Genomic DNA, 23,266 nt, shown 5'->3' with positions numbered 1-23,266 from the left:
ACCTAAAAGGAATTCTCCCATGTCTGTCACCCGCATCCGCGGGCTGGCCCTGCTGTTGGCCGGCTCCGCGACCCTGCCCGCTTGCGCCTCGGTTCCGGACCTCGGCACCCGTCCCGAAATCCGCCCGGTGGCCGAGGTCGCCGCTACTGAAAGCCTGCGCAGTCCCGCCGCCGAGTGGCCGGTGATGGGCTGGTGGAAAGGCTACGACGATCCCCAGCTCGACCGGCTGATGGACGAGGCGATCGCCGGTTCGCCCGACCTCAAGGCGGCTGCGGCCCGGCTGCGCCAGGCCCAGGGCTATGCCCAGCAGGCCGGTGCCGCGCTCCTCCCGTCGGTCGACGCCAGCGCGAGCGCCGGCTACGTCCAGCAGAGCGAGAACAACGGCGTTCCCGCCACCTTCGTGCCGAACGGCTGGAGCCAGAGCGCCAAGGTCGGGCTGGGCTTCTCATTCGATCTCGACCTTTGGGGCAAGAACCGCGCCGCGCTCGCTGCCGCCCGGTCCGATGCCGAAGCCGCACGCTTGGAGGTCGAGGAAGCCCGCCTGGTTCTGACCACCAGCTTGGCCGCGACCTATGCCGATCTCGCCAAGCTGCATGCCCAGCGCGACGTGCTCGCGGCGATCGTCGCCAACCGCGGCGAGACGCTGCGGCTGGTCTCCAACCGCGTCGACGCCGGCCTCGACAACCGCGCGGCGCTCAAGCAGGCACAGTCGCGGGTTCCCGCCGCCCGCGCCGAACTTGCCGCCACCGACGAGGCGATCGCGCTGACTCGCAATGCCCTGGCCGCGCTGACCGGAGCCGGCCCCGACCGTGCGCTCTCGATCGCCCGCCCGACCGTCGCGCTCAACCAGGTTCGCGGCGTGCCTGCCGAAGCCTCGATCGACCTGATCGGACGGCGGCCGGACATCGCCGCGGCTCGTGCCGGGGTTGAGGCTTCGGCCAGCCGGATCAAGGTCGCACGCGCCGCCTTCTATCCCGACGTCAGCCTCTCGGGCCTGATCGGCCTGCAGGCGCTGGGCTTCGGCAATCTTGTCAAAGGCAGCTCGGCCTATGGCAATGTCGGCCCCGCGGTGACCTTGCCGATCTTCCACGGCGGCGCGCTGTCCGGCCAGTACCGCGGCGCCCGCGGCCAGTACGACGAGGCCGTCGCGCGTTATGACGGCGCGGTCGTCCAGGCGCTGCGCGAAGTCGCCGACACCTTGGTCAGCCGCAAGATGCTGGCCGTGCGGCTCGCCGAGACGCGCCAGTCGCTCGGCGATGCCGAAGGCGCCTATGCGCTCGCCCGCACGCGCTACGAGCGCGGGCTGGCGACCTATCTCGACGTGCTGAGCAACGAAGAAAACGTGCTCCAGGCGCGTCGCTCGCTCGCCGAGCTAGAGGCCCGGGCCTTTACCCTCGACGTGGCCATGGTCCGCTCGCTCGGCGGCGGCTTCACCCAGACCTGAATTTCAACACCCCAAAACAGGAGACCTGTCATGACCACCAATACCCGCCCTGCCTGGCGCAGGGTGGCCCGGATTCTCGTGCTCGGCGCAGGCGCCAGGTTCGTGATCGTCGGCGCCGCATACTGGCTCGCGATGGACATGCTGCACGCCGCCACCCCGCTCTGATCCCCATCCAACGCACTCATGATCAAAGGAATACCGAAATGGCTGAACTTGCTTTCCAAGAGACCGACACGATCAAGCGTGTCGAATTTCCCCGCCCCGAGCAGACGGACCTCAAGGTCCGGCGCAAGAAGCTCTTCATCGCCCTCGGCGGCGCGCTCGCCGCCGCGACGGTCGGTTACTGGCTGCTGGCGGACGGTGACCTCGTGTCGACCGACAACGCCTATGTGAACGCCGATACCGCCCAGGTGACACCGCTGGTTTCCGGCCCGGTCGCCTGGGTCGGTGTCGGCAACACCCAGGTGGTCAAGCGCGGCGACGTGCTGTTCCGGCTCGACGACACCGACGCCCGGCTCTCGTTGGCCCGCGCCGAGGCCGAATGGCAGCGCGTGCGCCGCCAGTTCGGCCAGGCCGTGGCGACCAGTGGTGCGCTCGGCTCGCAGGTCGCGGCGGGTGAGGCCGACATCGGCCGCGCCCAGGCGCAGGTCGGAATCGCTTCCGCGGCGCTGGCCAAGGCCCGCATCGATCTCGACCGCCGCGCCGGCGTCGCCGCCAGCGGTGCCGTCTCGGGCGAGGAACTGACCGTCGCACGCAACGCCTATGCCACGGCCGAGGGCAATCTCGCCCAAGCGCGGGCCGGCCTCTCGCAGGCCATCGCGGCGCGTAACGCCGCGAGCGGCCAGCGCGCCGCCAACGATGCGCTGATCGCCGGATCGAGCGTCGACACCAGCCCGGATGTCGCCGCGGCCAAGGCCAAGCTCGACCAGGCCCGCGTCGATCTCGCCCGCACCGTGGTGCGCGCGCCGATCGACGGCGTGGTGACCAACCGCCAACTCCAGGTCGGCCAGCGGCTTGCCGCGGGCACGCCGGTGATGACGATCGTCCCGGTGCGCGCCGCCTATGTCGAGGCCAACTTCAAGGAAGGCCAGCTCCAGCGCGTGCGCGAGGGGCAGCCGGTGACGCTGACTTCGGACATCTACGGCTCGAAGGTCACCTATCACGGCCGCGTCGTCGGCTTTTCGGGCGGAACCGGCTCGGCCTTCTCGCTGATCCCGGCGCAGAACGCGACGGGCAACTGGATCAAGGTCGTCCAGCGCGTGCCCGTGCGCATCGCGCTCGATCCCAAGGAACTCGCCGCGCACCCGCTGCGCGTGGGCCTCTCGATGGAAGCCGAGATCGACGTCTCGGGGAAGGAATAGGTGACGTCATGACCACGCAAGCATCCCTTCCGGCACCGCTCAGCGGCACCACCCTGATACTCGCCGGGGTGGTGCTGGCGGTGACCAATTTCATGGTCGTGCTCGACACGACGATCGCCAACGTTTCGGTCGCCCACATCGCCGGCGGGCTCGGCATCTCCTCGAGCGAGGGCACCTGGGTCATCACCTCCTACGCCGTCGCCGAGGCGATCTGCGTGCCGCTGACCGGCTGGCTGTCGAAGCGTTTCGGCACCGTACGGATCTTCGCGGGCGGCATGTTCGGCTTCGGCGTCTTCTCGATGCTCTGCGGCATGGCGCCGAGCCTGGGCGCGCTGGTCGCCTTCCGCATCGGCCAGGGCATCTGCGGCGGGCCGCTGATGGCGCTCAGCCAGACGCTGCTGCTACGCGTTTTCCCCAAGGACAAGCACGCGATGACCATGGGCATCTGGGCGATGACGACGCTGACCGCGCCGATCTTCGGGCCGATCCTGGGCGGGACAATCAGCGATAGCTGGGGGTGGCACTGGATCTTCTACATCAACGTCCCGATCGCCGTCGTCTGTTCGCTCCTCGCCTGGACCGTGCTGCGCAGCGCCGAGACCGAACTGGTCAAGGAACGGATCGACGGCATCGGCTTGGGCCTGCTCGTCCTTTGGGTCGGCGCGCTGCAACTCATGCTCGACCTCGGCCGCGAGCACGATTGGTTCGGCGCACCGATGATCGTCCAGCTCGCACTCATCGCCGGCGTCGGTTTCCTGGCCTTCCTGATCTGGGAACTCACCGAAAAGCAGCCCGTAGTCGACCTGCGCGTCTTCCGGCACCGCGGCTTTTCCGTCGCAGTCACCGCGCTGGTCTTCGCCTACGGCACCTTCTTCGCCAGCCTCGTCGTGATCCCGCAGTGGCTGCAGGGCGCGATGGGCTACACCGCGACCTGGGCCGGCTATGCCACCGCGTTCAACGGCGTCGCCGCCGTGCTGATGGCGCCGGTCGTGGCTAAGCGCATGGTCACGGTCGACCCGCGGCGGTTGGTCTGCATCGGCATAGTCTGGCTCGGCGCGACCTCGCTGCTGCGCGTGTTCTGGTGGACCAGCGGGTCGGACTTCTGGACCCTCGCGCTGCCCCAGCTGATCCAGGGCGCGGGCATGCCGTTCTTCTTCGTGCCGTTGACGACGATCGCGCTCGGCGCGGTCGAGGAAGAAGAGACCGCCTCGGCGGCCGGTGTGATGAACTTCCTGCGCACGATGGCCGGCGCGGTCGCCGTCGCGATCTCGACCACGCTCTGGTACGACAGCGCGCAGGAAAAGCGGGCTGCGCTGTCGGGCGTGCTCAACGGCGCGCAAGGCACGATGGACCAGCTGACGGCGCGCGGTTACTCGTTCGAGCAGGCGCGGATGATCGTCAGCCAGGTGGTCGACAAGGAAAGCGTCGCGCTGGCTACGGGTCAGACCTTCGTGATCGCTGCCTTCGTCTTCGCCGCCGCGGCATCGATCATCTGGCTCGCCCCGCGCCCAACCCGCGCCGTGGATGCCAGCGCCGTGCATTGATGGTCGATGGATTCGCTTGCCGGGTGGGCGTGGCTCACCCGGCTGCTAGTCGGCGAAGCCTACGAAGTTCAAAGTCTCGGCAAGGGGTTTGCGTTCGGACACGACGGCATTCGCCGGGAATGTCTCGTCCGGCCAGCCGAGCGCGATGCTCTTCATGATGACCTGGTCGTCCGGAATCCCGGCGTGCTCGCGCACGACCGGCGACTGCATGATGCCCTGGCTGTTGATGACCGTGCCCAGCCCGCGGGACCAGGCGGCGTTGACCAGCGCGTTGGCCACGCCGCCGCAATCGAACGGCGTGTCGTCGCTATCGGCCAAGGCTCGATCATAGGTGATGATCACGCAGACGGGCGCATCGAACTGGCGAAAGCCGCGCAGCATCCATTCCTCGCGTCTGTCCTTGTCTTCGCGCGCGATGCCCATCGCGCTGAAAAGCTGCTTGGCGACACCGACCTGACGATCGCGGTGCGAGCCGGCGAACGGTTGGCCGGCTCGGAACTCGCGCGATTCCGGGACACCGGCGACCATCCGCTCGACATTGCCGGCCCGGATACGATTCAGCGGCTCTCCGGAGATGACGAAGAAACTCCAGGGCTGGCTGTTATAGGAAGACGGCGCCCGCATGACGAGATTGATGATTTCCTCGATCAGCCCCTTGGGAACGGGATCGCTCCTGTAGCCTCGGATGCTCCGCCGCCCAAGAATGACTTCATCGTATTCCATGCCTGCATCCTGAATTCGATCGCCGGTTCGCGCCTCGCTATCGCGTCCCGATCGGACAGGGAATGGCATTATGAGCGATTGCGGCGACAGTCATATCGCGGCGTGAGCGAGACCGCTCCGATTGCAAACGGTTTCCCAATCCGGCTTGTTTGTGTGGCACCACGCAACGGTTCGTCGCAGGTTCATCTCCAACTAACGTCTACCACAAGCGCGGTCGGGAGCATTCATCTAAGCGAAAGGTTGGGCTGAACACCCAGGAAATCCATGGTGCGGCTGTCCAGCTGCGCTTCGTAACGAAGTTGATGAAGGGGTTGTGGCAGCCGAAGCGCCATCGGGCGGGGGCTGCCGGACGAGAGCTGCGAGTACGCAGTCTGACAGTTTGATTTTGAAGGAGTAGCGCAATGAGTGTCATTTCCAATAGTTCCAAGGTTCTCTCACTGGTTGCCTTGCTTGCGGTGCCGGCGTCCGTCGGCTTTGCCGCGCAGCCGCAGGACCAGGCGGCAGAGTCCGGCCTCTCGGGCACCGTGACCGACACGACCCCGGATCCGGCCTCGATGACCAAGGGTCCCCAGATCAAAGGCATGATCTCCGCACGCAGCGCCGACAAGATCCAGGTGACCACTGTGGACGGCAACCGGACGGTCATCGCGGTCAACGACAACACCCAGGTCAAGTCGAGCGGCGGCTTCCTGGGCATGAGCAGCAGCAAGCTTACCCCCGCCTCGCTGCTCAATGGCCTGCCGGTCACCGTCGACACGCTGCAGTCGGGCGGTGGCCTCTATGCGAGCAAGATCAGCGTCCAGAACAAGGACATGCGGACCGCGGCGATGATCCGCAACGGCACCGACCAGCGCTTTGCCGAGCAGACCGCGGCAACCGAGGCGCTGCGCAGCCGCGTGGCCGATATCGGCAACTACAACATCAAGAGCACGACCAACGTGAACTTCGATACTGGCAAGGCCGTCCTGTCCGAGCAGGGCAAGGCCGATCTCTGCACTGCGGCCAACCAGGCCCAGGGCATGAACAACGCGCTGTTGCTGGTCGTCGGCTACACCGACTCCACGGGCAGCGAGGAGCTGAACCAGGCGCTCAGCGAGAAGCGCGCCAGCCGCGTCGTCAACTATTTGCAGCAGGCCTGCGGTTGGAAGCCTTACCGCATGCTGACGCCGACAGGCATGGCCGAAGCCGATCCGGCGGCGGACAATACCACCGCGGAAGGCAAGGCGCAGAACCGCCGCGTTGCGGTGAACGTCCTGGTCAGCAAGGGCCTCGACGGCATGTAAAAGAGAACCGGGGCGGGCAATCTGCCAACCCCGGGTTCTTCGCCGATCCCGGCTTGGGGGCGATCTCGCGATCGCCCCTTTTGTTTTGTCGGATTACCGGCCGAAGGTGTAGCGCATGCGCAGGCCGTATATGCGCGGCGGGCCGATCAGCAGCGTCTCGAAGCCGGCGGAATAGAAGGTGCCGCCGACGTAGACCGGATACTTCTGCTTGGTCACGTTGGTGGCGAACAGAGAGAGGTCGATCGGCGTTCCGGCGATGCCGTTCCACGATGCGTTTAGGTTGACGAGGTTCGTCGACGGCAGGACCCCGAAAGGCGAGTCCGCCGAAGCGATCTGCGACGACGTATAGGTATAGGTGGCGCCGAAGGTGATGCGGCCGATGCTCTCGTCAAGCGGCAGTGTGTAGGCGCCGGTGATTGACAGCTTGTGGTGCGGCGACAGGGCTAGATCGCCACCGACCTTTGACGAGGCCGTTGGCGTCAGGAAGCCGGCGAAGCTGGGCGGCGAATAGGAAACGAGCTTGGTCTTGAGGTAGGTGTACCCGGCGTTGAAGCGTAGTCCTTCGACCGGACTGATCATCGTCTCGACTTCGATACCCTGAATCCGCGACTTGCCCGCGTTGACGATCGCTGCAGAGGGAGAGGCGCGGTTGCCCGGGATGCTGGGGTCGGGGGTCAGGCTGACTTGCAGCTGCTGGTTGACGAAGTCGTTGTAGAAGCCGGCGATGTTGAAATAGCCGTTGACCGAGCCGCGGAAGGTGACCTTGGCGCCCAGTTCGTAAGTATCGACCTTTTCGGGATCGGCCGTGATCGGCAGCGTGTTCGATGGGTTGACGTTGCCCTGGCGATAGCCGCGGGCATATTTGGCATAGAGCAGCGTGTCGGGGGTCGGCTTGTAGTCGAGGTCGATTAGCCATGTCGGCTTGCTGGACTTCTGCGTCAGCGACACGACGCAATTGTCGGGATCGGGCGTCACCTGGCCGTTGATGCCGCAGATCGGCACAGCGAAGTTCGGCACGGGGAACAGGAAGGTGCGAACCGCGCCGTCGCCGCTGGCCTTGTCGATCGTGTAGCGGATGCCGCCGGTCAGCGAGAGCTGGTCGTTGAACTTGTAGGTCGCCTGGCCGTAGAAACCAATATTGCGGAAGTAGTAACGCGTGAGAGTTTCCTGCACGAAACCGCCTGGCGCGGTGGGCGTGCCGAGAATGTCCGCGCATTGCAGGTTCTGGACATCGGTGCAGCTCGCGAAGATCGAGGTACGCGTGCCCATCCATTTCGCGATCGGGGCGCTCCGCTCGAAATAGGCGCCAAGCTGGTAGACCAGCTTGTCATTGTCGCCGGCGTGGCCCTGCAGCTGGAGCTCTTCGGTGAACGTATATTGCGACGTGTTGTCGCGGTTGGGGGCGTTGAACACGTTGACGTAGCCGAAGGGCTTGCCCGCCAGTGCCGGGCCGAAGAACGACGGAACGACGATATTGTCGCCGAACAGGTTGGCGCTCTGGTTCTGACGGCGCTCTGCGTAGCTGGCGATGTTCTTGATCGTGATCGAATCGCTGCTCTTCCAGGTGGTCGTATTGATCACCTGCCATTGTTCGACGTCGAGATGCGCATCGGGATTGCTGTTCTCGACGTCATAGTAGCCGTAGGTCGCGAAGCGCGGCGATTGCTGCGCGCAGACCGTAGACGACAGAAGCTGGCCAGCCCCCTGGATCGGCGATCCGTCTGCCGCGAAGCCGGGGATGCAGGGCACGCCGCCGAGCGTCTGCGTGTTGGTCGCGGTCAGTCGCGGCACATTGCCGTTGGTCTTCGACTTGGCATAGGTGAAGATCAGGTAGTTCTCGAGATCGGGCGTCAGGTCGGCGACGACGCTGGCGCGGACGTTGACGTAGTCGGTGTTGTTGAAGTCCTTGGGGCCAATCCCTGAGCGGTTGTGCAGATAGCCGTCCTGCTTCATCCGATCGATGCCGAGACGGACCTTGAAGGTATCGGACAGCGGGATGTTGAGCACCGCCTGGCCACGCTTCATGTCATAGTTGCCGACCGATCCTTCGACATAGCCTTCCAGGCGGTCGGTGGGCTTCTGCGGCACGAGCAGCACCGCGCCACCGGTGGTGTTGCGGCCGAACAGGGTGCCCTGGGGGCCTTTCAGCACCTGCACGTTCTGCAGGTCGAAGAACGAGCCCGAGGGGACGTTGTTGCCGCCCGCAAGACTGTCCTGCGCGCGCGGTGCGACGACGTCGGCGAAATAGACCGCCACCGACGGCGCGGTCTGCGCTTCCTGCACGAAGCCGCGAATGGCGAAAGAAGAGGTGTCGTTGCCGAAGCGCGAATTGGAACTCAGCGACGGCGTATAGGCCGCGAGGTCGTTGGCCGAGACGACGTTGCGTTCGGCGATCTGCTGCTGGTTGAACACGGTGATCGAGATGGGCACGTCCTGCAGACGTTCCTCGGTGCGCCGCGCGGTGACGATGATGTCACTCCCGTTGCCGGCGTCTTGCGCCTGGGCGAGAGCCGGGATCAACGCGGCCAAGGCAGTGCCGACGAACAGACCGATACGTTCCGAAGATTTCATGACAATTCCCCTCTATCGCTGCCCGCTCGCGTTCTTTCTGCGACTACGAAAACAGCGTTCTCACAAAAGATGTCGGATCGTCCCCGCAGCAGCAAGCGCGGTTGCCTCCATGCGCGGGGCGACAGGAACGGCGCCGAGTGCATAGGTGCGAAGGCAAGCAGGGCTGAGCGGCGACGGTCGTTAGCCTGATTGTTCTAAGAAAATCATTATAAATTAATAGTTTGAATATGAATTTTCGATCTGGACGGGCGCCAAAATAATCATTTTCTGCACGGCGGATTGATAACTGTGGAGCGGCTTCATCGGGTGGAAACGGTAATCCTTGGACATGCCGTCTGTCCTGGCAGGTCAAAAAAGAGCTTTCGGAAAACGTGCCTAGCGTCCCGAGCGGGGTTGATTTTACCCTGCCTCGTTGACCCCGCTGACGAAAGGAGGCGCGCCGGTCTCCTCCAGCGCGAACCCGGCCCGTGCTCCCATTTCGAGCGTCGCCAGCATGGCCAGCGGATCGTGGCCGTCGCTCGACAGGTACACGGTGCCCAGCGCGAGGCTGCGGTCGCCGGCGAAGCCCGGCAGCAGGATCGCCGCGACCTGGGTGTCCGCCGAGAAGCCCGAGGGCCCGATGCCGCGGCCGCTGCGCTCGAACTGGTTCACGGTCTGCCTGGCTTCGGCCAGATCGAAGCGTTCGGCCGGCTTGGTCGCCTCTGCATGCAGCCGCCAGAGCACCTTGCTCGCCCGGTCTCCGCCCAGCGCCGAGAGCAGCAGCATGCCCGCGGCGCTCGACGACAGCCGCGTGCTGACGCCGCAGAAGATCTTGGGGGTCGGGTCGGGCAGGGCGCTGGCCCAGTGCAGCAGCTGGACCTGCGTGCCCAGCATGCCGAAGAGCCCGACGCCGCAGCGCGCGGCTTGGCCCAGCCGGTCCATATAGGCGAACAGCCGTCCCGAGCCGATCGGCTCGGGCTGCAGGCAGCGGCCGAGGGTCGCCAGTCGCGGGGTCGGAACATAGGTGCGAGTCTCGGGATCGCGGTAGAGGATGCCCATCCGCACCAGGGTTTTCAGCAGTTCCGAGGTACTCGATTGCGGACGCTCATAGCGGTGGACGATATCGGTAACCGTGAGCGCGCGGTTGGTCGCCGCGAAGCAGTCGAGAACCTCCAGCACGCGTTCGGCGATCTTGGCCTTCTCGGGCTCTGTCGATTTTCTCAAGTCCCTCACCCTTGTCTTAGGTGTCGTTACGGCGACTATCGGGACCGGGTCGCCCCACGGCAACGCAGCGGGCCAATGGCTGCCGGACGAAGCTTTGACTGTCGGACAGAAATCGCCCTTCGGCGGCGCGAGTTGTCCGCCAGGCAAAGGTCTGGCGCCGTCACAAAGCTCTGGTGGGTGGCGCCGGGAAAGGCGTCGCCCTAGCGTCGCGGCCGAGAGGAGCGACCATGACCCTGAGCAACGACATGGGCGGTGGCCTGAGCCCCGACCGCGAACTTTTCTTTCCCGAATGCCCTGCCGATCCAGAGATGCGCGAAAGCACCTCGATCTGGCTTTTCGAGGAAAACGGCGCCTTCGCCATTCCGCGCGTGGGTATTGAGGGCGAGGCGCACAGCTGGGACAACCGGTCCTATCAGGCCAACCTGGCCTTTCCCGACGGGCGCGTGCTTTGCGGTGCCGGCCGGGGGCGGGGCCGTCTCCGTTCGACGCGCAGGGGCGCCCGACGGTGTTCGGCGCGGGACCCTTGACCTTCCGCATGATCGAGCCGTTTCGCCGCTGGGCGGTGACCTTCGACGGCACCGCCCGCGACACCAGCGCGGCCGACCAGATTGCCGGCAGGGACGATGCCGGGACGCGCATCCCGCTGAAGTACGAGATCGAGATGGAAATGGTCGCCCCGAGCTGGGTCCAGGACCTTTCGCCCGAGAAGGTCGCACTGATGTCGCCGCGCGAGCAGGACGATGCGCGGAGCATGGGCATCGGCTGGCGGCTCGAGCAGGTGTTCCGGGCCAGCGGGACGCTGACCGTGGACGGCGAGACGCGCAGCTTCCGCGGCGTCGGCAACCGCATCAAGCGCCAGAGCGTCCGCCCGCTCGACGGCTTTCGCGGGCACGTCTGGCAGGCGGCCTGCTTCCCCGACGGCCGCGCCTTTGCGCTCTGCACCTATCCGCCGGCAGCGGACGGGAGCACATACAACGACGCCTATATCTATCAGGACGGCGTCATGCACGTTGCCCACGCGGCCAGGATACCCTGGCTGCGCCGCCTGATGCCGCGCGGCGACGACGCCTCGCTCGATCTGGTGTCCGATCTCGGCGTCGCGCAGATCCGCGGGACGACCGAATTCGCCACTTTCCGGGTCAACAACCAGGAGATGGGCGGCTTCACGCTCCAGCAGGGCGGCGCGCACTACGAGTGGGACGGGCAGGAGGCCTTCGGCATGATCGAGCGGTCGGCGTTCGCTTCGCAGATCGAGGGCTGAGGCCGGGCGTCAGGCGCGGGCGAGCTGGCGCGCGCGGTAGACGCGCGGGGTGCAGCCGATCTCGCGCTGGAACGCAGTCGCGAAGTTGCAGGGGGAGGAATAGCCGGCGGCATGGGCGGTGTGCTTGATGCTCGCCCCGTCCTCCAGCATCTCTCGCGCCAGGCCGATGCGATTGCCGGCGATATAGTCGGCCAGCGTCTGCCCGCGGCTGGCGCGGAAGGCCCGGCTGAGCTGCCTGACCGAGAAACCGCATTTCTGCGCGATGGCCTCAACGCTCGCCCGACCGGGATTGCGCGCGATTTCCTGCTCGACGATCCGCATCCGCCAGGGCGCAAGCCCGCCTTTCGCACCCCGGTCGTCCTGCTCGCGCAGGTAGCGGGACAGTTCCACGCAGGCCTGGGTAACCAGCGCCTCGATCAGGATGCGGCTGGCGTGGCCGGGGTTTTCCAGCTCCGCCGCGACGCGGTGCAGCAGGCGGCGGACTTCCGGGCTGGCGATGTTCAGGCTGCGCACGAGGCTGCCGTCGGTCCATTCGAAATCCGCGCCCAGCCAGGCATCGGCGCGCGCAGGATCGATGGAGCAGACCAGCGATCGCTGCTCGTCGCACCAAGCCATCGTATGCGTGGCCGATTGCGCCGGCAGGATGAAGATGTCTCCCATCGGCTCGAAGCGATTGGGGTTCCAATGGTCGCTGTAACAACTGATGCTGGTGCGGGTGAGTGGCAGCATCGAGAGCTGGAGGTGATAGGTGCCGCTGCTTCCGCAGATGTCGAGCGGCGTGGCGAAACGCTCATGCACCAGGGCGACGCGGCCCAGGTCCATTTCGAGTTCCGCCTCGATCTCGTAGGCACGCGCACTGCTCAAGCCACTTCTCCCTGGCCGCAGCATGCCCCCGCATCCCGCCTTCGCAAGATGGGAGAGGGCCGCTGCCGCCGGGTTTCAGCGATCAGCCGGTTTTCGCCATCGCGTGGAGCGACACCGGCAGGCCGGAATAGAGCACCATTCCTGTCAGCGGATCGCACTCGCGCGTGCCCGTCAGGCGGTTGACGTTGAACTCGTCGGACCAGCCGTGCGGCACGTTGAGCGCGCCCTGGCGCAGCGAGGCGTCGATCTTGACCGTGCCGCGCAGGAAGCCGTTGACGCTGCGCACCTCGACGAGTTCGCCTTCGGTAAAGCCGCCGCTCTCGGCATCCTCCGGGTTGAGGAAGACATGCGGCTTGTCGCGCAGGTCGAGCATCTTCGAGTTCTCGTGATACTTCTGCCGCCGCGGGATGAGCACGAGATCGCCGGGCTTCTGCACGCTTTCCCAGCCTTCGAAGTCCTTGAGCTGCGCGACGAGCGACGGCGGTGCCAGACGCCAGCCGCCGATCTTGGCGTCGACGTAGTCTTCCATCCAGCCGATCACCGGTTCGCGGTTGACCATGCGGTTCTCGCGCAGCCCCTCGAAGGTCATCGGCGAGCGGCCGGTGATGTAGTCGACCACGGTTTCGTCATCGGCATTGTCGACGTCGAGGCCTGGGAAGAAGTCGATCCCCATCCGCTTGCCGAGCTGGCCGATGACCCACCACACGCCCTTGCGATCGCCAACCACGGGGACCATTGGCGGGGTGTACTGGGTCGACAGGAGCTGGAAGTAGGACTCTGTCACATAGGTCAGGTCCGACCGTTCGAGCTGGTGCTTGCCGGGCATGACGTGGGTCGAGATGTCTGTGGTCCGCGTCGGCCGGACGTCGAAGGTGGCCAGCACCTCGAGTTGCTTGAGCGCGTCGTAGGTCCGGCCCGTCTCGGGGAGGCAGGGCTCGATGTTGCCGCCGAAGACGACCATTGCACGCAGGTTGCCCGCGGCGATTTCGTCGGGGATCGCGGCGCAGGGATAGTTGCCCGCGATCGAGGGCAGGTCGGGGCGGCTGTCCGGCCCGGGCTGGCCCCAGCCGCTTTCCGGCGCCGCTGGAATGTCCATCTTGTCCATGCGCGAGATCGCACCGGGGTGGATCCAGGCGCCGCCCTCGCGGTCGAGCGAGCCGGTGATCAGCATCAGCGCCCAGCTCAGCCATTGCGTCATGTTGCCCGCGCGCGACATCGTCACGCCCGTGCCGGTATCGACCGAGACCTGGCCGTTGCGCCGCACTGCGGCCAGCAGTTCGCCGAGCTCTTCCTCAGGAATGCCGCTGAGCGCGCTCGCGCGGGCCGCGGTGAAGCGCGTGACCGCCTCGCGCAGCTGCTGGACGCCCTGGGTGTGTTGTTCGATGAAGGCACGGTCGGCGCCGTCCTCCAGCAGTTCGCGGATCAGGAAGCCGAGCACCACGTAGTCCATGCCCGGCCGCGAGGCGAGGTAGCGGGTCGAGCGCTGCGCGGTCTCGGTGCGCCGCGGGTCGATCACCCAGATCTCGGCGCCGCGCCCGGTGATGTTGCGCAGGGCCGCAGTCGGGCTGTTCAGGGTCCAGGTGTGGCCGTGCGAGATGACCGGGTTGGTGCCCATGAATATCAGCATGTTGCAGTGTGCCGTATCGGCGCGGCTCATCAGGCCGGGGATGCCAGCCATCAGCTCGGGGATCAGCACTTTGGGGACGTTGTCGATGGTCATGTCGCTGTAGTTCGACGGCGTCCCTAGCACCTGGGCGAAAGCCATCGAGCTCAGGTGCCCGCTGCAGTCGAGATAGCCGCCGCCGCCGGTGAACAGGCCGATTGCACGGGGGCCAGATTCGTCGAGGATGGTCTTGAGCCTGGCCGCCAGGTCATCGAGCAGGCTGTCCCAATTCGTCGCTTCCAGCTGATCGCCGACGCGCATCAGCGGCACTTCGAGCCGGTCCTCGCGCGCGTGGTCCGCCGCCAGGTTGCGGCCCTTGGGGCAGGTATAGCCGCGCGTGATGGGATGGTCCTCGTCGCCGCGTACCTTGACGACGCGCTCGCCGTCGAGCTCGACGATGATGCCGCAGGCGGACCCGCAGACCCGGCAGAACGATTTCTTCTCGATCAGTCCCACAGTGCTTCTCCCATTCTTGTTTTCAGGTCACTGGCGTTTTCAGATCAGCATCTTGTTCAGTTCAGGCCGCGCACCATGCCTCCGTCCACACGGTAGTTGGCGCCGCTGACGAAGCCGGACATCGGGCTCGCCAGCATGCAGGCGACAAAGGCAAGATCGCGCGGCGTACCGAGCCGGCCGACCGGCGGCAGATCGAACACGCCGTCCGCTGCGAGCCGCTGCGTCACCGAGTCGATCGACATCTCGGAATCGCCGTACTTCTCGCGGCCGTAGCGCAGCAGGCCGTCGGCCATGACCATCCCGGGCTGGAGCACGTTGGCCGTGACGTTCACGCCCTTGAGCGACCCGGCGAGGCTGACCGTGAAATTGTTGAGCGCCGACTTGGCGGCCGAATAGTCGGCGCCGAGCGCGTTTGGCTGGGTCGCGACCGCGCTCGATACGTTGACGATCCGGCCGAACCGCGCCGCCACCATCTCGGGCACGGCGAGCTGGCACAGGCGGATCGCGCCGAGCGTGTTCGAGCGGAAGTTGGTGACGTAGTCCTCGATGGGGGTGTCGGCCGGGGCACGGGTGGCGTTGTTCGTGGTGCTGCCCCCGGCATTGTTGATCAGCACTTCGATGTTGCCGCCCAAGGCAGCTCGGGCTTCGCCATAGACCGCCTCGACCTCGTCGATGATCGACAGGTCGCCGATCGCGACACCCGCGGCGCCGATCTCGGCGGCTATGCGCTCGGCGCGCTCGCGGTTCCGGCCGTGCACCACGACGCGGGCGCCTTCGCCGACCAGCAGGCGGGCGGTCTCCTCGCCGATCCCGCTGCTGCTCCCGGTCACCAGGGCCCGTTTGCCGCCAAGCTGAAGGTCCATGCCAGTCTTCTCCCGCTAGGCCGGCACCGGCACGACCGCTTCGACCGACACTTCGAGGCCCGAAAAGAGCAGCATGCCGGTGATCGGATCGACCTCGCGGGTGGTACTGGTGAGGTTGTTGACATTCATTTCGTCGGACCAGCCGTGCGGGATGTTGATGACCCCGGGCCGCAGCGTGTCGTCGATCTTCAGTGGCCGCTCGACCTTGCCGCTGACCGTGCTGACCCTGATCAGCGCGCCTTCCGCGAAGCCCCGTTTCAGCGCATCGACCGAATTCATCATCACCTGCGGCGGATCGCGCAGATCGATCAGCTTCGAATTCTCGTGATACTTCTGGCGCCGCGGTATCAGGATCAGCGCTTCGGAATCGTGCTCGCTCTCGCGCTGTTCGAAGCCCGCCAGCTGTTCGGCCAGCAGCCGCGGCGCGAGGCGCCAGCCGCCCATCTTCTCGTCGACGAACTTCTGCACCCAGCCGATCACCGGCTCCTCGACGAGCAGGCGCTTTTCTTTCAGCTCCTCGAAATCGTGGCCGAACAGGCCGAGGATATAGGCAAGGAACGTATCGTCGGTGCCGGCCTCGTGGTCGAAGCCTGGGAAGAAATCGATTTCCATCCGCTTCCCCAGTTCGCCCAGGATCCACCAGAAGGCCTTGCGATCACCAAGTGGCTCGATCAGCGCCGGGGTGTATTGCGTGACCAGCAGGGGGAACGAGGTGTCGGTGACGAAGCTCATGTCCGAGCGTTCGAGCTGGCCCTTGGTCGGCATGACGTGGGTGGCGATGTCGACGGTGCGGTTGCCGCGCACGTCGAACACGCCCAGGACTTCCAGATCCTTGAGCGCGGCATAGGAGCGCGCCGTCTCGGGCAGGCAGACTTCCAGGTTGCCGCCCCAGACCATCATCGCGCGCAGGTTGCCGGCGGCGATCTCGTCGGGGATCGCCGCGCAAGGGAAGTCGCCGTGCGTGCCGCGCAGTTCGGGGCGGCTTTTCGGGCCGGGCCGGTTCCAGCCGTCCTCGGGCGCGGCGGGGAAGTCCATCTTGTCCTTGCGCATGATGCGTCCGGGATTGACCCAGGAGCCGCCCTCGCGGTCGAGCGAGCCGGTCACCGCCATCAGCGCCAGGGCCAGCCAGCCGGTGACGTTGCCGGCACGCTGCATGGTGACGCCGGTGCCGGTCTCGACCGAGAGCCGCCCGGCCTTGCGGATCGCCGCGACGAAGGCCTCCAGGGTCGTCTTCTCGACCCCGGCAACCTTGCTGGTATAGTCGAGCGTGAAGCGGTTGACGGCTGCCGCCAGCTTGTCGGCGTCTTGCGCGTGATTGGCGATGTAGTCGCGGTCGGCGCCGTCGATCAGCAGCTCGCGGATCGCATGGCCGAGCACCGCGTAGTCGAGCCCCGGACGCGGCTGGATGAAGCCGTCCGATCGCATCGCCGTCTCGCACTTGCGCGGATCGATCGTCCACAGTTCGGCACCGTGCGCGCGCATGTCTCGCATCGCAGCGGTCGGCGCATGCATCTGGATCGTGCGGGTGTGCGAGATCACCGGGTTCGTGCCGATGAAGATCACCATCTTGGTCCTGGCCAGGTCCGCGCGCGGCTCCAGCCCGGAAATCCCCGCGAACAGCTCGCCCGCCAGCGCCTTGGACACCGAATCGATCGTCATGTCGCTGTAGGACGAAGGCGTGCCGATCGTCTTGCCGAAGGTCAGCAGGCTGTAGAAACCGCTGGCGTCCAGGAAGCCGCCGCCGCCGATGAAAGTGCCGACGCCGACCGGTCCGGTCGTAGCGATGATAGTCTTCAGCTTGGGGGCGAGATCGTCGAGCAGGCGATCCCAGGTCGTCGGCTGCAGTTCGCCGTCCACCCGGATCATCGGACCTTCGAGGCGCTCCGCGCGATGGTGGTCGGTCGCGATGGCGCGCCCCTTGGGGCAGGTGTAGCCGCGCGAGACCGGATGATCCTCGTCGGCCCGGACCTTGAGCGCCTGCTGGCCGTCGAGCGTGACGACGATCCCGCAACCCGATCCGCAGATGCGGCAGAAAGACTTCTTCTCGATAATCGCCATGGCAAAGGTCCGTCCGCGGACTTTCCGCGCTCCCAGCCCAGCCTCGTCAAGTTTTCATCATAACGCTAATACAATGTTGGTTTGCTGGATATGCCGGATTGGTTATATTACTGACATGAACCTTCGCCGCCTGCGCCTATTCCTGCAGACCGCCGCCGAGGGGTCGATTAGCCGCGCGGCGCGCGATCAAGGTCTCGCACAGCCGGCACTGACCCGGCAGATACAACTCCTCGAAGCGGAAATCGGCGCGCAACTGTTCGAACGTTCGCCGCGCGGCCTGCGTCTGACCGATACGGGGCAGTTCCTCAAGGACGCACTCGAACTGCCGCTGAGCGAGATCGAGACGGCGCTGGGCAGCGCCCGGTCCTTCGCCACCCATGTCCGCGCGTCGCTGACCATCGGCATGCCGCCCGCGATCTCCGAACTGTTCGGCGGGCGCCTGGTGGCCCGGCTGCGCGAGGCGCTGCCGAATATTGCCCTGCGGGTCGTCGAGGAGGATTCGAGCAAGCTCGCTTTCGATCTCTCGCGGCGGCTGATCGATGCGGCGGTGCTCGTGTCGATCATTCCCGAGCAGCGCGTGTCGCGCGCGCAAGTCCTGTCCGAGCCGCTGCTGCTGGTGGGTGCGCCGCAGTCCGCGGCCCTGGCCCAAGGATCGGTCGCGCTCCGCCGGCTGGAGGAACTGCCGCTGATCCTGCCGTCGGGCGGCTCGGGCCTGCGCATCAATCTCGAACGCGCGGCCGAAGCCGCTGCGATCAAGATCGTGCCCGCCATGGAGGTCGATTCGATCGAGCTGACCAAGCGGCTGCTGCGCGAAGGAGCGCATTACGCCATCCTGCCCGAACGCGCCTTTCGCGCCGAGGCTGAAGCCGGCCTGCTGTCCGGCGTGGCCATTCTCGATCCGCAACTGACCCAGCCGGTGCTCTGGGCGGTGAAGCCCGACTGGCGGTTGCCGCGGGCGGTCTACAATGAGCTCGAAAGGGTTCTGATCGAGGAATGGTACGACGCCGTCACCTCGGGCGAGTGGCCAGCCGAATGGGTTTTCGACTTCGCTATCCTCTCGATCCCCTTTGCCCGCAAGATCGACGCATAGCTGGACAACATTGACCTATCGATAGGTTGATATTACGTGACGGTTCATGGGAAGAGCAGCAGGCACCGACACTCGCGAGGCAATCATCGCCGCAGCGACCGTCACCGTCATGACGGACGGATACAACGCGCTGAGCTTTCGCGACCTCGCGAGCGACGTCGGGATCAAGAGCGCCAGCGTACACCATCATTTCCCGACCAAGGGCGATCTTGCGGAAGTGCTGGTCGGGCGCTTTTGCGAGGGCTTCGTCGAGCGGATGGAGCCGTTGACCGCGCTGTCCTTCGAGGAGGCGATCGATGGCTACGTCACCTTGTTCCGCACGGCCTTCGTGGGCCGGAACCGGATGTGCCTGGCCGGCATGATGTCGGCAGAGGTCAGCGCGCTGCCCAAGGCCGCGCAGCAGCGGCTCGAGGAGTTCACCGAGGCACACAAGGCCTTCCTGCGGACCGTGCTGGCGAAGAAACACAAACGCATGATCACGGACGAGCTGGACGCCCGCGCCATGGCGATCTTCGCGGCCATGGAAGGGGCGCAGCTGGTGGTCCGCGGTCTCGGTGGCAATGTCGCGGTCTTCGACGGGATCATCGACAGCTACAGGTCGGCCAGCCTGCTGTCCTGAGGGGTCAGAAGCCGAAGCCCATTTGCGGCGGCGCAGTAGCGACGCCTTCCAATTCGAGCATATGCGCTTTCGAGTTCGAGCCGCCGGGCGCCGAGAAGCCCCCGATCTTGCCGCCTGCGGCGAGAACGCGGTGGCAGGGGACGATCAGCGGCACGGGGTTGTTCGCCATGGCCTGGCCGACCGCGCGGGCGGCCTCTGGGCCCTCGCCGAGTGCCTTGGCGACCGTGCCATAGGTCGTCGTCTCGCCCCAGCCGATCCCGCGGACATGGGCATAGACCCGCGCGAAGAAGGGCTCCTGCTCGCCGATGTCGACGGGCGCGGCCGAAAAGTCGACCTGTTCGCCGGCGAAGTACCGACAGGCGAGAGCCACGATTGCGGCGATCTCTGCCGGCGGCGCGGTGCGGGTTGAGCCCGGGAAGCGTTTGAGCAGGGCCCGTTCCGCTGACGCAGAGGATGCTGCGGGCAGGCGGAAGCTGCAGATGCCCGATGCATTCCAGCCGATCGCGGCGAAGCCGGCGGCGGTCTCGAAGACATGGTGACTGGTCACTGTCGCTATCTCCCGATCGAAAAGTCGGTACCAGCAGAAAGGCGTTCCTTCCAGCGCGCGAGATGGTCGAGGGCGGGGGCCAGTTCCCTGGCGAGCGGGGCTAGCGCATAGACCTGCGCCGCCGCCGGCGGTGGCAAGGTGCTGCGCTCCACCAGCTCCGCCGCTTCGAGTTCGCGGAGCCGGGCGGTCAGGATGTTTGCGCTGACTTTCGGAATGGCGCGGCGAAGATCGGTAAAGCGAAGCTGCCCCTCGCCGAGCGCCATGAGTATCTGCAGCGCCCACCGCCCCGAGAGCTGCGCGAAGATTGCCTCGGCATCTCTATCTCGCGGAGTGGGCGTTGCAGTGATGTCGCTCGATGTCCACATCGGGGGGCGTTCTTGAATATCTACTGATAGATTGGGAGTTAGGGTGCGGCCTTGTGAGCGTCAAGGCTTACCTATGGATAGGCTAAATCAATCTATCGATTGATAGATATTGACTCCTGCCGGCAAATGCTCACCTTGAATTTCAACCTATCGGTAGATTGCTCGGGCGAGCCCCGGCACAGGAAGGAGCAAGCGTGGAGACCATGGATCCCATCGTCATCGTATCGGCCGTGCGGACACCGCTCGGGCGATTCCAGGGCGAGCTGGCGGCACTGCAGGCCCCCGAGCTGGGTGCCCATGCGATCCGGTCCGCCGTCGCCCGCGCGGGCATCGCGCCCGAGGACGTCGACGAGGTCTATATGGGCTGCGTCTTGCCGGCCGGGCAGGGCCAGGCCCCGGCGCGGCAGGCCTCGCGCGGTGCGGGGCTGCCCGATGCGACGGGCGCGACCACGATCAACAAGGTCTGCGGTTCGGGAATGAAGGCGACGATGCTCGCGCACGACCTGCTGCTGGCCGGCTCGGCCGACGTCATCGTCGCGGGCGGCATGGAGTCGATGTCCAACGCCCCCTACCTGCTAGCCAAGGCGCGCAGCGGCTACCGTGTCGGCCACGACCAGATCTTCGACCACATGATGCTCGACGGGCTGGAAGACGCTTACGAGCGTGGCCGGCCGATGGGCGATTTCGGCGAGGCTGCGGTCGAACTGTTTCAATTCACCCGCGCGGATCAAGATGTCTATGCGCAGACTACGCTGACGCGGGCGCGGGAGGCCGTCTCGGGCGGCGTATTCCGTGCCGAAATCGCGCCGATCGAGGTGCCGGTGAAAGGCGGGAGCAAGCTGGTCGAGGACGACGAGCACCCGATGAAAGTCTCGCCCGAGCGGATCCCGACCCTGAAGCCCGCCTTCCGGCTCGACGGCACGATCACCGCCGCGAGCGCTTCGGCCAATGCCGACGGCGCGGCGGCGCTGGTGCTCATGCGCCGGTCCGAGGCTGAGAAACGGGGGCTGAAGGTCCTCGCCGAGATCCGCGGCCATGCCACCCATTCGCAGGCCCCCGAATGGTACACCACCGCGCCCGCGCCCTCGATAGCCAAGCTGCTGGGCCGCGTCGGCTGGACGGTGGACGAAGTCGACCTCTTCGAAATCAACGAGGCTTTCGCGGTCGTTGCGATGGGCGCTGCGAAGGAGCTCGGCATTCCTCGCGAAAAGCTCAATGTTAACGGCGGCGCCTGCGCCTTGGGCCATCCGATCGGCGCCACGGGCGCACGCATCATCGTGACCCTGCTCCATGCGCTCGAAGCCCGTGGGCTGCGCCGCGGCGTCGCCTCGCTCTGCCTCGGCGGCGGGGAGGCTACTTCAATCGCCATAGAGCGCCCCGCCGCCTGAATTCTCCTATCGAACCCGGAGTTTGAACCATGTCGGAAGCCTATATCGTCTCAGCCGTCCGCACCGCGAGCGGCCGCCGCAACGGTCGCCTCGCTCTCTGGCATCCGGCGAGCCTCGGCGCCGCGGTGCTCGACAGCCTGGTCGCGCGCGCGGGCGTCGATCCCGCCGCGATCGAGGACGTCATCATGGGCTGCGTTTCGCAGGGCGGCGAGCAGTCGGGCGATCTGGCGCGCAATGCGGTGCTGACCTCGTCGCTGCCGATTTCGGTGCCCGGCGTCACGATCGACCGGCAGTGCGGTTCCTCGCAGCAGGCCGTGCAGTTTGCCGCCCAGGCCGTGCTGTCGGGAATGCAGGACCTGGTCGTCGCCGCCGGCGTCGAAAGCATGACGCGCGTGCCCATGGGCTCGCCGACCCGCATCTACGCCGAGCACGGCATCGGGGAGGGCCCGCTTCCGGGCGGCGTCATCGCCCGGTTCGGGGTCGATGAGATCAGCCAGTTCGATGGCGCCGAGCGAATGGTGATCAAGTACGGCCTGACGCGCGACGATCTCGACCGCTATGCGCTGGAAAGCCACCGTCGCGCTTCCGAGGCGGCCCGCAGCGGCCGCTTCGACGCCGAAATCCTGCCGCTGCATGTCGATCCGTTCGACACCGGCTCGGCGCTTCACATCGAGGACGAGGGCATCCGGCACGATGCCTCGCTCGAAGCGATGATCGCGCTCAGGACGCTGCGCGAGGGCGGCGCGATCACCGCGGCGAGCTCGAGCCAGATCGCCGACGGTGCCTCAGGCGTCATCATCGCCTCGGGAGAGGCGGTGAAGCGCTATGGCCTGACCCCGCTCGTGCGAATCCATTCGGCCATCGTGACAGCGGGCGATCCGGTGATGATGCTCGACGAGACCGTCCCGGCGACGCAGCGGCTGCTGGCCAAGACCGGCCTGTCGATCCAGGACATCGGCCTCTACGAAGTGAACGAGGCCTTCGCTCCGGTTCCGCTCTCCTGGCTGAAGATGCTCGAAGCCGATCCCGCCAGGCTCAACGTCAACGGCGGCGCGATCTCGCTCGGCCATCCGCTCGGCGCCAGCGGCACGAAGCTGATGGCGACGCTGGTCCACGAGATGCGCGCCCGCGGCGTGCGCTATGGCCTCCAGACGATGTGCGAGGGCGGCGGCCAGGCGAACGCGATGATCCTCGAGGCGGTGTGACGACCGCCTGAGCGCTTACTGCGAAGGTGCGGTAGCTCCGGCCGGCGCGCCCGAGCCTTCCGCACTGGCCTTGCGCATCGCCTCGACTTCCGCGGCGGTCTTGTAGTCGACCAGTTCGACCTGGAACACGAGGTCGGAATTGGCCGGGATCGGCCCCGAACCCTGCGGGCCATAGCCCATCGCGGCGGGGATGCAGAAGCGGGCGATACCGGTCTTGGCCAGCATCTGCAGCCCCTTGGAGAAGCCCGGGATCACGCCGCTGACGGGAAAGGCGGCCTGCGTTCCCTGATCGAACACCGCCCCGGTTGCAGCCAGGTAACCGATGTAGTTGACCAGCACGAAGTCGGCTTCGGTAGGCTTGGAGCCGGTCGCCGGGCGGAGCATGGTATAGCCTAGGCCCGCCTCGGTCTTGGCCGCGCAGAGGCGCTGGCCAGCGGGCAGGATCGGGTTGAGCGGTAGCGCGATGATGTCCGTCGTTGCCGCTGGCGCCGCTAGCGCGCGCGCTGTTGCCGCGGCAGCGGGCAGGGGCGCCATCGCCAGGGTCAGGACGGCAAAAGGGGCGAGGCGCGGCAGAGCGCGGGAGAGGATGTGCATGGCGCGGCCATAGCCATGGTGCGGGCCATCGAGCAACCGTCCCGCGCTGGCCGTCACACGGCGGACGCCGGCCGGTCGTTTGAGAAGAGGCCTGCTCCGCAATAGACCCGATACCCCGACGAAGGCCGGCACGGTAGGTGATGCAGGGCGTTCATTCCGCATGC

The 23,266-nt window shown here is 66.4% G+C and carries 21 protein-coding genes; 11 read left to right on the top strand and 10 right to left on the bottom strand.

The annotated features are described in order from the left end of the window. Positions 1-19: 19 nt before the first annotated feature. The 4 genes from KRR38_RS14520 to KRR38_RS14510 are packed head-to-tail and all read left to right on the top strand — an operon-like array spanning position 20 to position 4,349. Positions 20-1,444: an efflux transporter outer membrane subunit gene (locus KRR38_RS14520; protein WP_217402635.1), complete on the top strand. Its 1,425-nt coding sequence runs from the start codon at positions 20-22 to the stop codon at positions 1,442-1,444. A 30-nt stretch (positions 1,445-1,474) separates the two neighbouring features. After that, entirely contained in the window at positions 1,475-1,609 is a 135-nt protein-coding gene (locus tag KRR38_RS37025; RefSeq protein WP_256449458.1) for a hypothetical protein, read from the top strand. Positions 1,610-1,647: 38 nt separating this feature from the next. Continuing rightward, complete coding sequence (locus tag KRR38_RS14515) at positions 1,648-2,805, top strand: HlyD family efflux transporter periplasmic adaptor subunit (RefSeq protein WP_217402633.1); 1,158 nt, start codon at positions 1,648-1,650, stop codon at positions 2,803-2,805. 8 nt (positions 2,806-2,813) lie between these two features. After that, entirely contained in the window at positions 2,814-4,349 is a 1,536-nt protein-coding gene (locus KRR38_RS14510; protein ID WP_217402630.1) for a DHA2 family efflux MFS transporter permease subunit, read from the top strand. Between the two features lie 45 nt (positions 4,350-4,394). Here the strand turns inward: KRR38_RS14510 and KRR38_RS14505 are convergent, their stop codons facing one another. Further along, a complete protein-coding gene (locus KRR38_RS14505; protein ID WP_217402626.1) occupies positions 4,395-5,072 on the bottom strand; it encodes a nitroreductase in 678 nt (225 codons plus the stop codon). Between the two features lie 401 nt (positions 5,073-5,473). Between KRR38_RS14505 and KRR38_RS14500 the strand changes: the two genes are divergently transcribed. After that, positions 5,474-6,355: an OmpA family protein gene (locus KRR38_RS14500; RefSeq protein ID WP_217402623.1), complete on the top strand. Its 882-nt coding sequence runs from the start codon at positions 5,474-5,476 to the stop codon at positions 6,353-6,355. 93 nt (positions 6,356-6,448) lie between these two features. On the opposite strand, the gene KRR38_RS14495 is transcribed toward KRR38_RS14500, so the two are convergent. Both KRR38_RS14495 and KRR38_RS14490 read right to left on the bottom strand, forming a co-directional pair. After that, positions 6,449-8,926 carry a TonB-dependent receptor gene (locus tag KRR38_RS14495; protein ID WP_217402621.1) on the bottom strand — a complete coding sequence of 826 codons (2,478 nt, stop codon included), beginning with the start codon at positions 8,924-8,926 and terminating at the stop codon, positions 6,449-6,451. 399 nt (positions 8,927-9,325) lie between these two features. Next, positions 9,326-10,129: a helix-turn-helix domain-containing protein gene (locus KRR38_RS14490; protein ID WP_217402618.1), complete on the bottom strand. Its 804-nt coding sequence runs from the start codon at positions 10,127-10,129 to the stop codon at positions 9,326-9,328. A gap of 227 nt (positions 10,130-10,356) precedes the next feature. Between KRR38_RS14490 and KRR38_RS14485 the strand changes: the two genes are divergently transcribed. After that, on the top strand, positions 10,357-10,656 hold the full coding sequence (locus KRR38_RS14485; RefSeq protein WP_217402615.1) for a hypothetical protein: 300 nt from the start codon (positions 10,357-10,359) through the stop codon (positions 10,654-10,656). Beyond that, positions 10,635-11,390 carry a hypothetical protein gene (locus KRR38_RS14480; RefSeq protein ID WP_217402612.1) on the top strand — a complete coding sequence of 252 codons (756 nt, stop codon included), beginning with the start codon at positions 10,635-10,637 and terminating at the stop codon, positions 11,388-11,390. The genes KRR38_RS14485 and KRR38_RS14480 overlap by 22 nt, the downstream gene beginning before the upstream one ends. A 9-nt stretch (positions 11,391-11,399) precedes the next feature. Here the strand turns inward: KRR38_RS14480 and KRR38_RS14475 are convergent, their stop codons facing one another. From KRR38_RS14475 to KRR38_RS14460, 4 genes are all read right to left on the bottom strand, one after another. Then, positions 11,400-12,254: an AraC family transcriptional regulator gene (locus KRR38_RS14475; RefSeq protein WP_217402610.1), complete on the bottom strand. Its 855-nt coding sequence runs from the start codon at positions 12,252-12,254 to the stop codon at positions 11,400-11,402. A gap of 82 nt (positions 12,255-12,336) precedes the next feature. Further along, positions 12,337-14,373, bottom strand: a complete 2,037-nt coding sequence (locus KRR38_RS14470; RefSeq protein WP_217402608.1) for a molybdopterin-dependent oxidoreductase — start codon at positions 14,371-14,373, stop codon at positions 12,337-12,339. A gap of 56 nt (positions 14,374-14,429) precedes the next feature. After that, positions 14,430-15,236, bottom strand: coding sequence for an SDR family NAD(P)-dependent oxidoreductase (locus KRR38_RS14465; RefSeq protein WP_217402606.1), 807 nt, complete (start codon positions 15,234-15,236; stop codon positions 14,430-14,432). 15 nt (positions 15,237-15,251) lie between these two features. Then, positions 15,252-17,294 carry a molybdopterin-dependent oxidoreductase gene (locus KRR38_RS14460; RefSeq protein ID WP_217402598.1) on the bottom strand — a complete coding sequence of 681 codons (2,043 nt, stop codon included), beginning with the start codon at positions 17,292-17,294 and terminating at the stop codon, positions 15,252-15,254. A 115-nt stretch (positions 17,295-17,409) separates the two neighbouring features. Between KRR38_RS14460 and KRR38_RS14455 the strand changes: the two genes are divergently transcribed. Both KRR38_RS14455 and KRR38_RS14450 read left to right on the top strand, forming a co-directional pair. Further along, entirely contained in the window at positions 17,410-18,384 is a 975-nt protein-coding gene (locus KRR38_RS14455; protein ID WP_217402596.1) for a LysR family transcriptional regulator, read from the top strand. 46 nt (positions 18,385-18,430) lie between these two features. Beyond that, the gene (locus KRR38_RS14450; protein ID WP_217402593.1) at positions 18,431-19,003 is read left to right on the top strand and encodes a TetR/AcrR family transcriptional regulator; all 573 of its coding nucleotides are present in this window, start codon (positions 18,431-18,433) and stop codon (positions 19,001-19,003) included. A 4-nt stretch (positions 19,004-19,007) separates the two neighbouring features. On the opposite strand, the gene KRR38_RS14445 is transcribed toward KRR38_RS14450, so the two are convergent. Together KRR38_RS14445 and KRR38_RS14440 are read right to left on the bottom strand one after the other, a co-directional pair. Then, the gene (locus KRR38_RS14445) at positions 19,008-19,550 is read right to left on the bottom strand and encodes a methylated-DNA--[protein]-cysteine S-methyltransferase (protein WP_217402591.1); all 543 of its coding nucleotides are present in this window, start codon (positions 19,548-19,550) and stop codon (positions 19,008-19,010) included. A gap of 5 nt (positions 19,551-19,555) precedes the next feature. Continuing rightward, positions 19,556-19,915 carry a helix-turn-helix domain-containing protein gene (locus KRR38_RS14440; RefSeq protein ID WP_256449457.1) on the bottom strand — a complete coding sequence of 120 codons (360 nt, stop codon included), beginning with the start codon at positions 19,913-19,915 and terminating at the stop codon, positions 19,556-19,558. A 203-nt stretch (positions 19,916-20,118) separates the two neighbouring features. Between KRR38_RS14440 and KRR38_RS14435 the strand changes: the two genes are divergently transcribed. Beyond that, positions 20,119-21,303 carry an acetyl-CoA C-acyltransferase gene (locus KRR38_RS14435; protein ID WP_217402587.1) on the top strand — a complete coding sequence of 395 codons (1,185 nt, stop codon included), beginning with the start codon at positions 20,119-20,121 and terminating at the stop codon, positions 21,301-21,303. A 29-nt stretch (positions 21,304-21,332) separates the two neighbouring features. Further along, entirely contained in the window at positions 21,333-22,508 is a 1,176-nt protein-coding gene (locus KRR38_RS14430) for an acetyl-CoA C-acetyltransferase (protein ID WP_217402584.1), read from the top strand. A 15-nt stretch (positions 22,509-22,523) separates the two neighbouring features. On the opposite strand, the gene KRR38_RS14425 is transcribed toward KRR38_RS14430, so the two are convergent. Further along, complete coding sequence (locus tag KRR38_RS14425) at positions 22,524-23,159, bottom strand: FKBP-type peptidyl-prolyl cis-trans isomerase (RefSeq protein WP_309141054.1); 636 nt, start codon at positions 23,157-23,159, stop codon at positions 22,524-22,526. Positions 23,160-23,266 lie beyond the last annotated feature (107 nt).

This window comes from Novosphingobium sp. G106, assembly GCF_019075875.1.
GTDB lineage: Bacteria > Pseudomonadota > Alphaproteobacteria > Sphingomonadales > Sphingomonadaceae > Novosphingobium.
The sequence above is the reverse complement of the archived record's forward strand: the minus strand, read 5'-3'. Positions and strand labels throughout refer to the sequence as shown.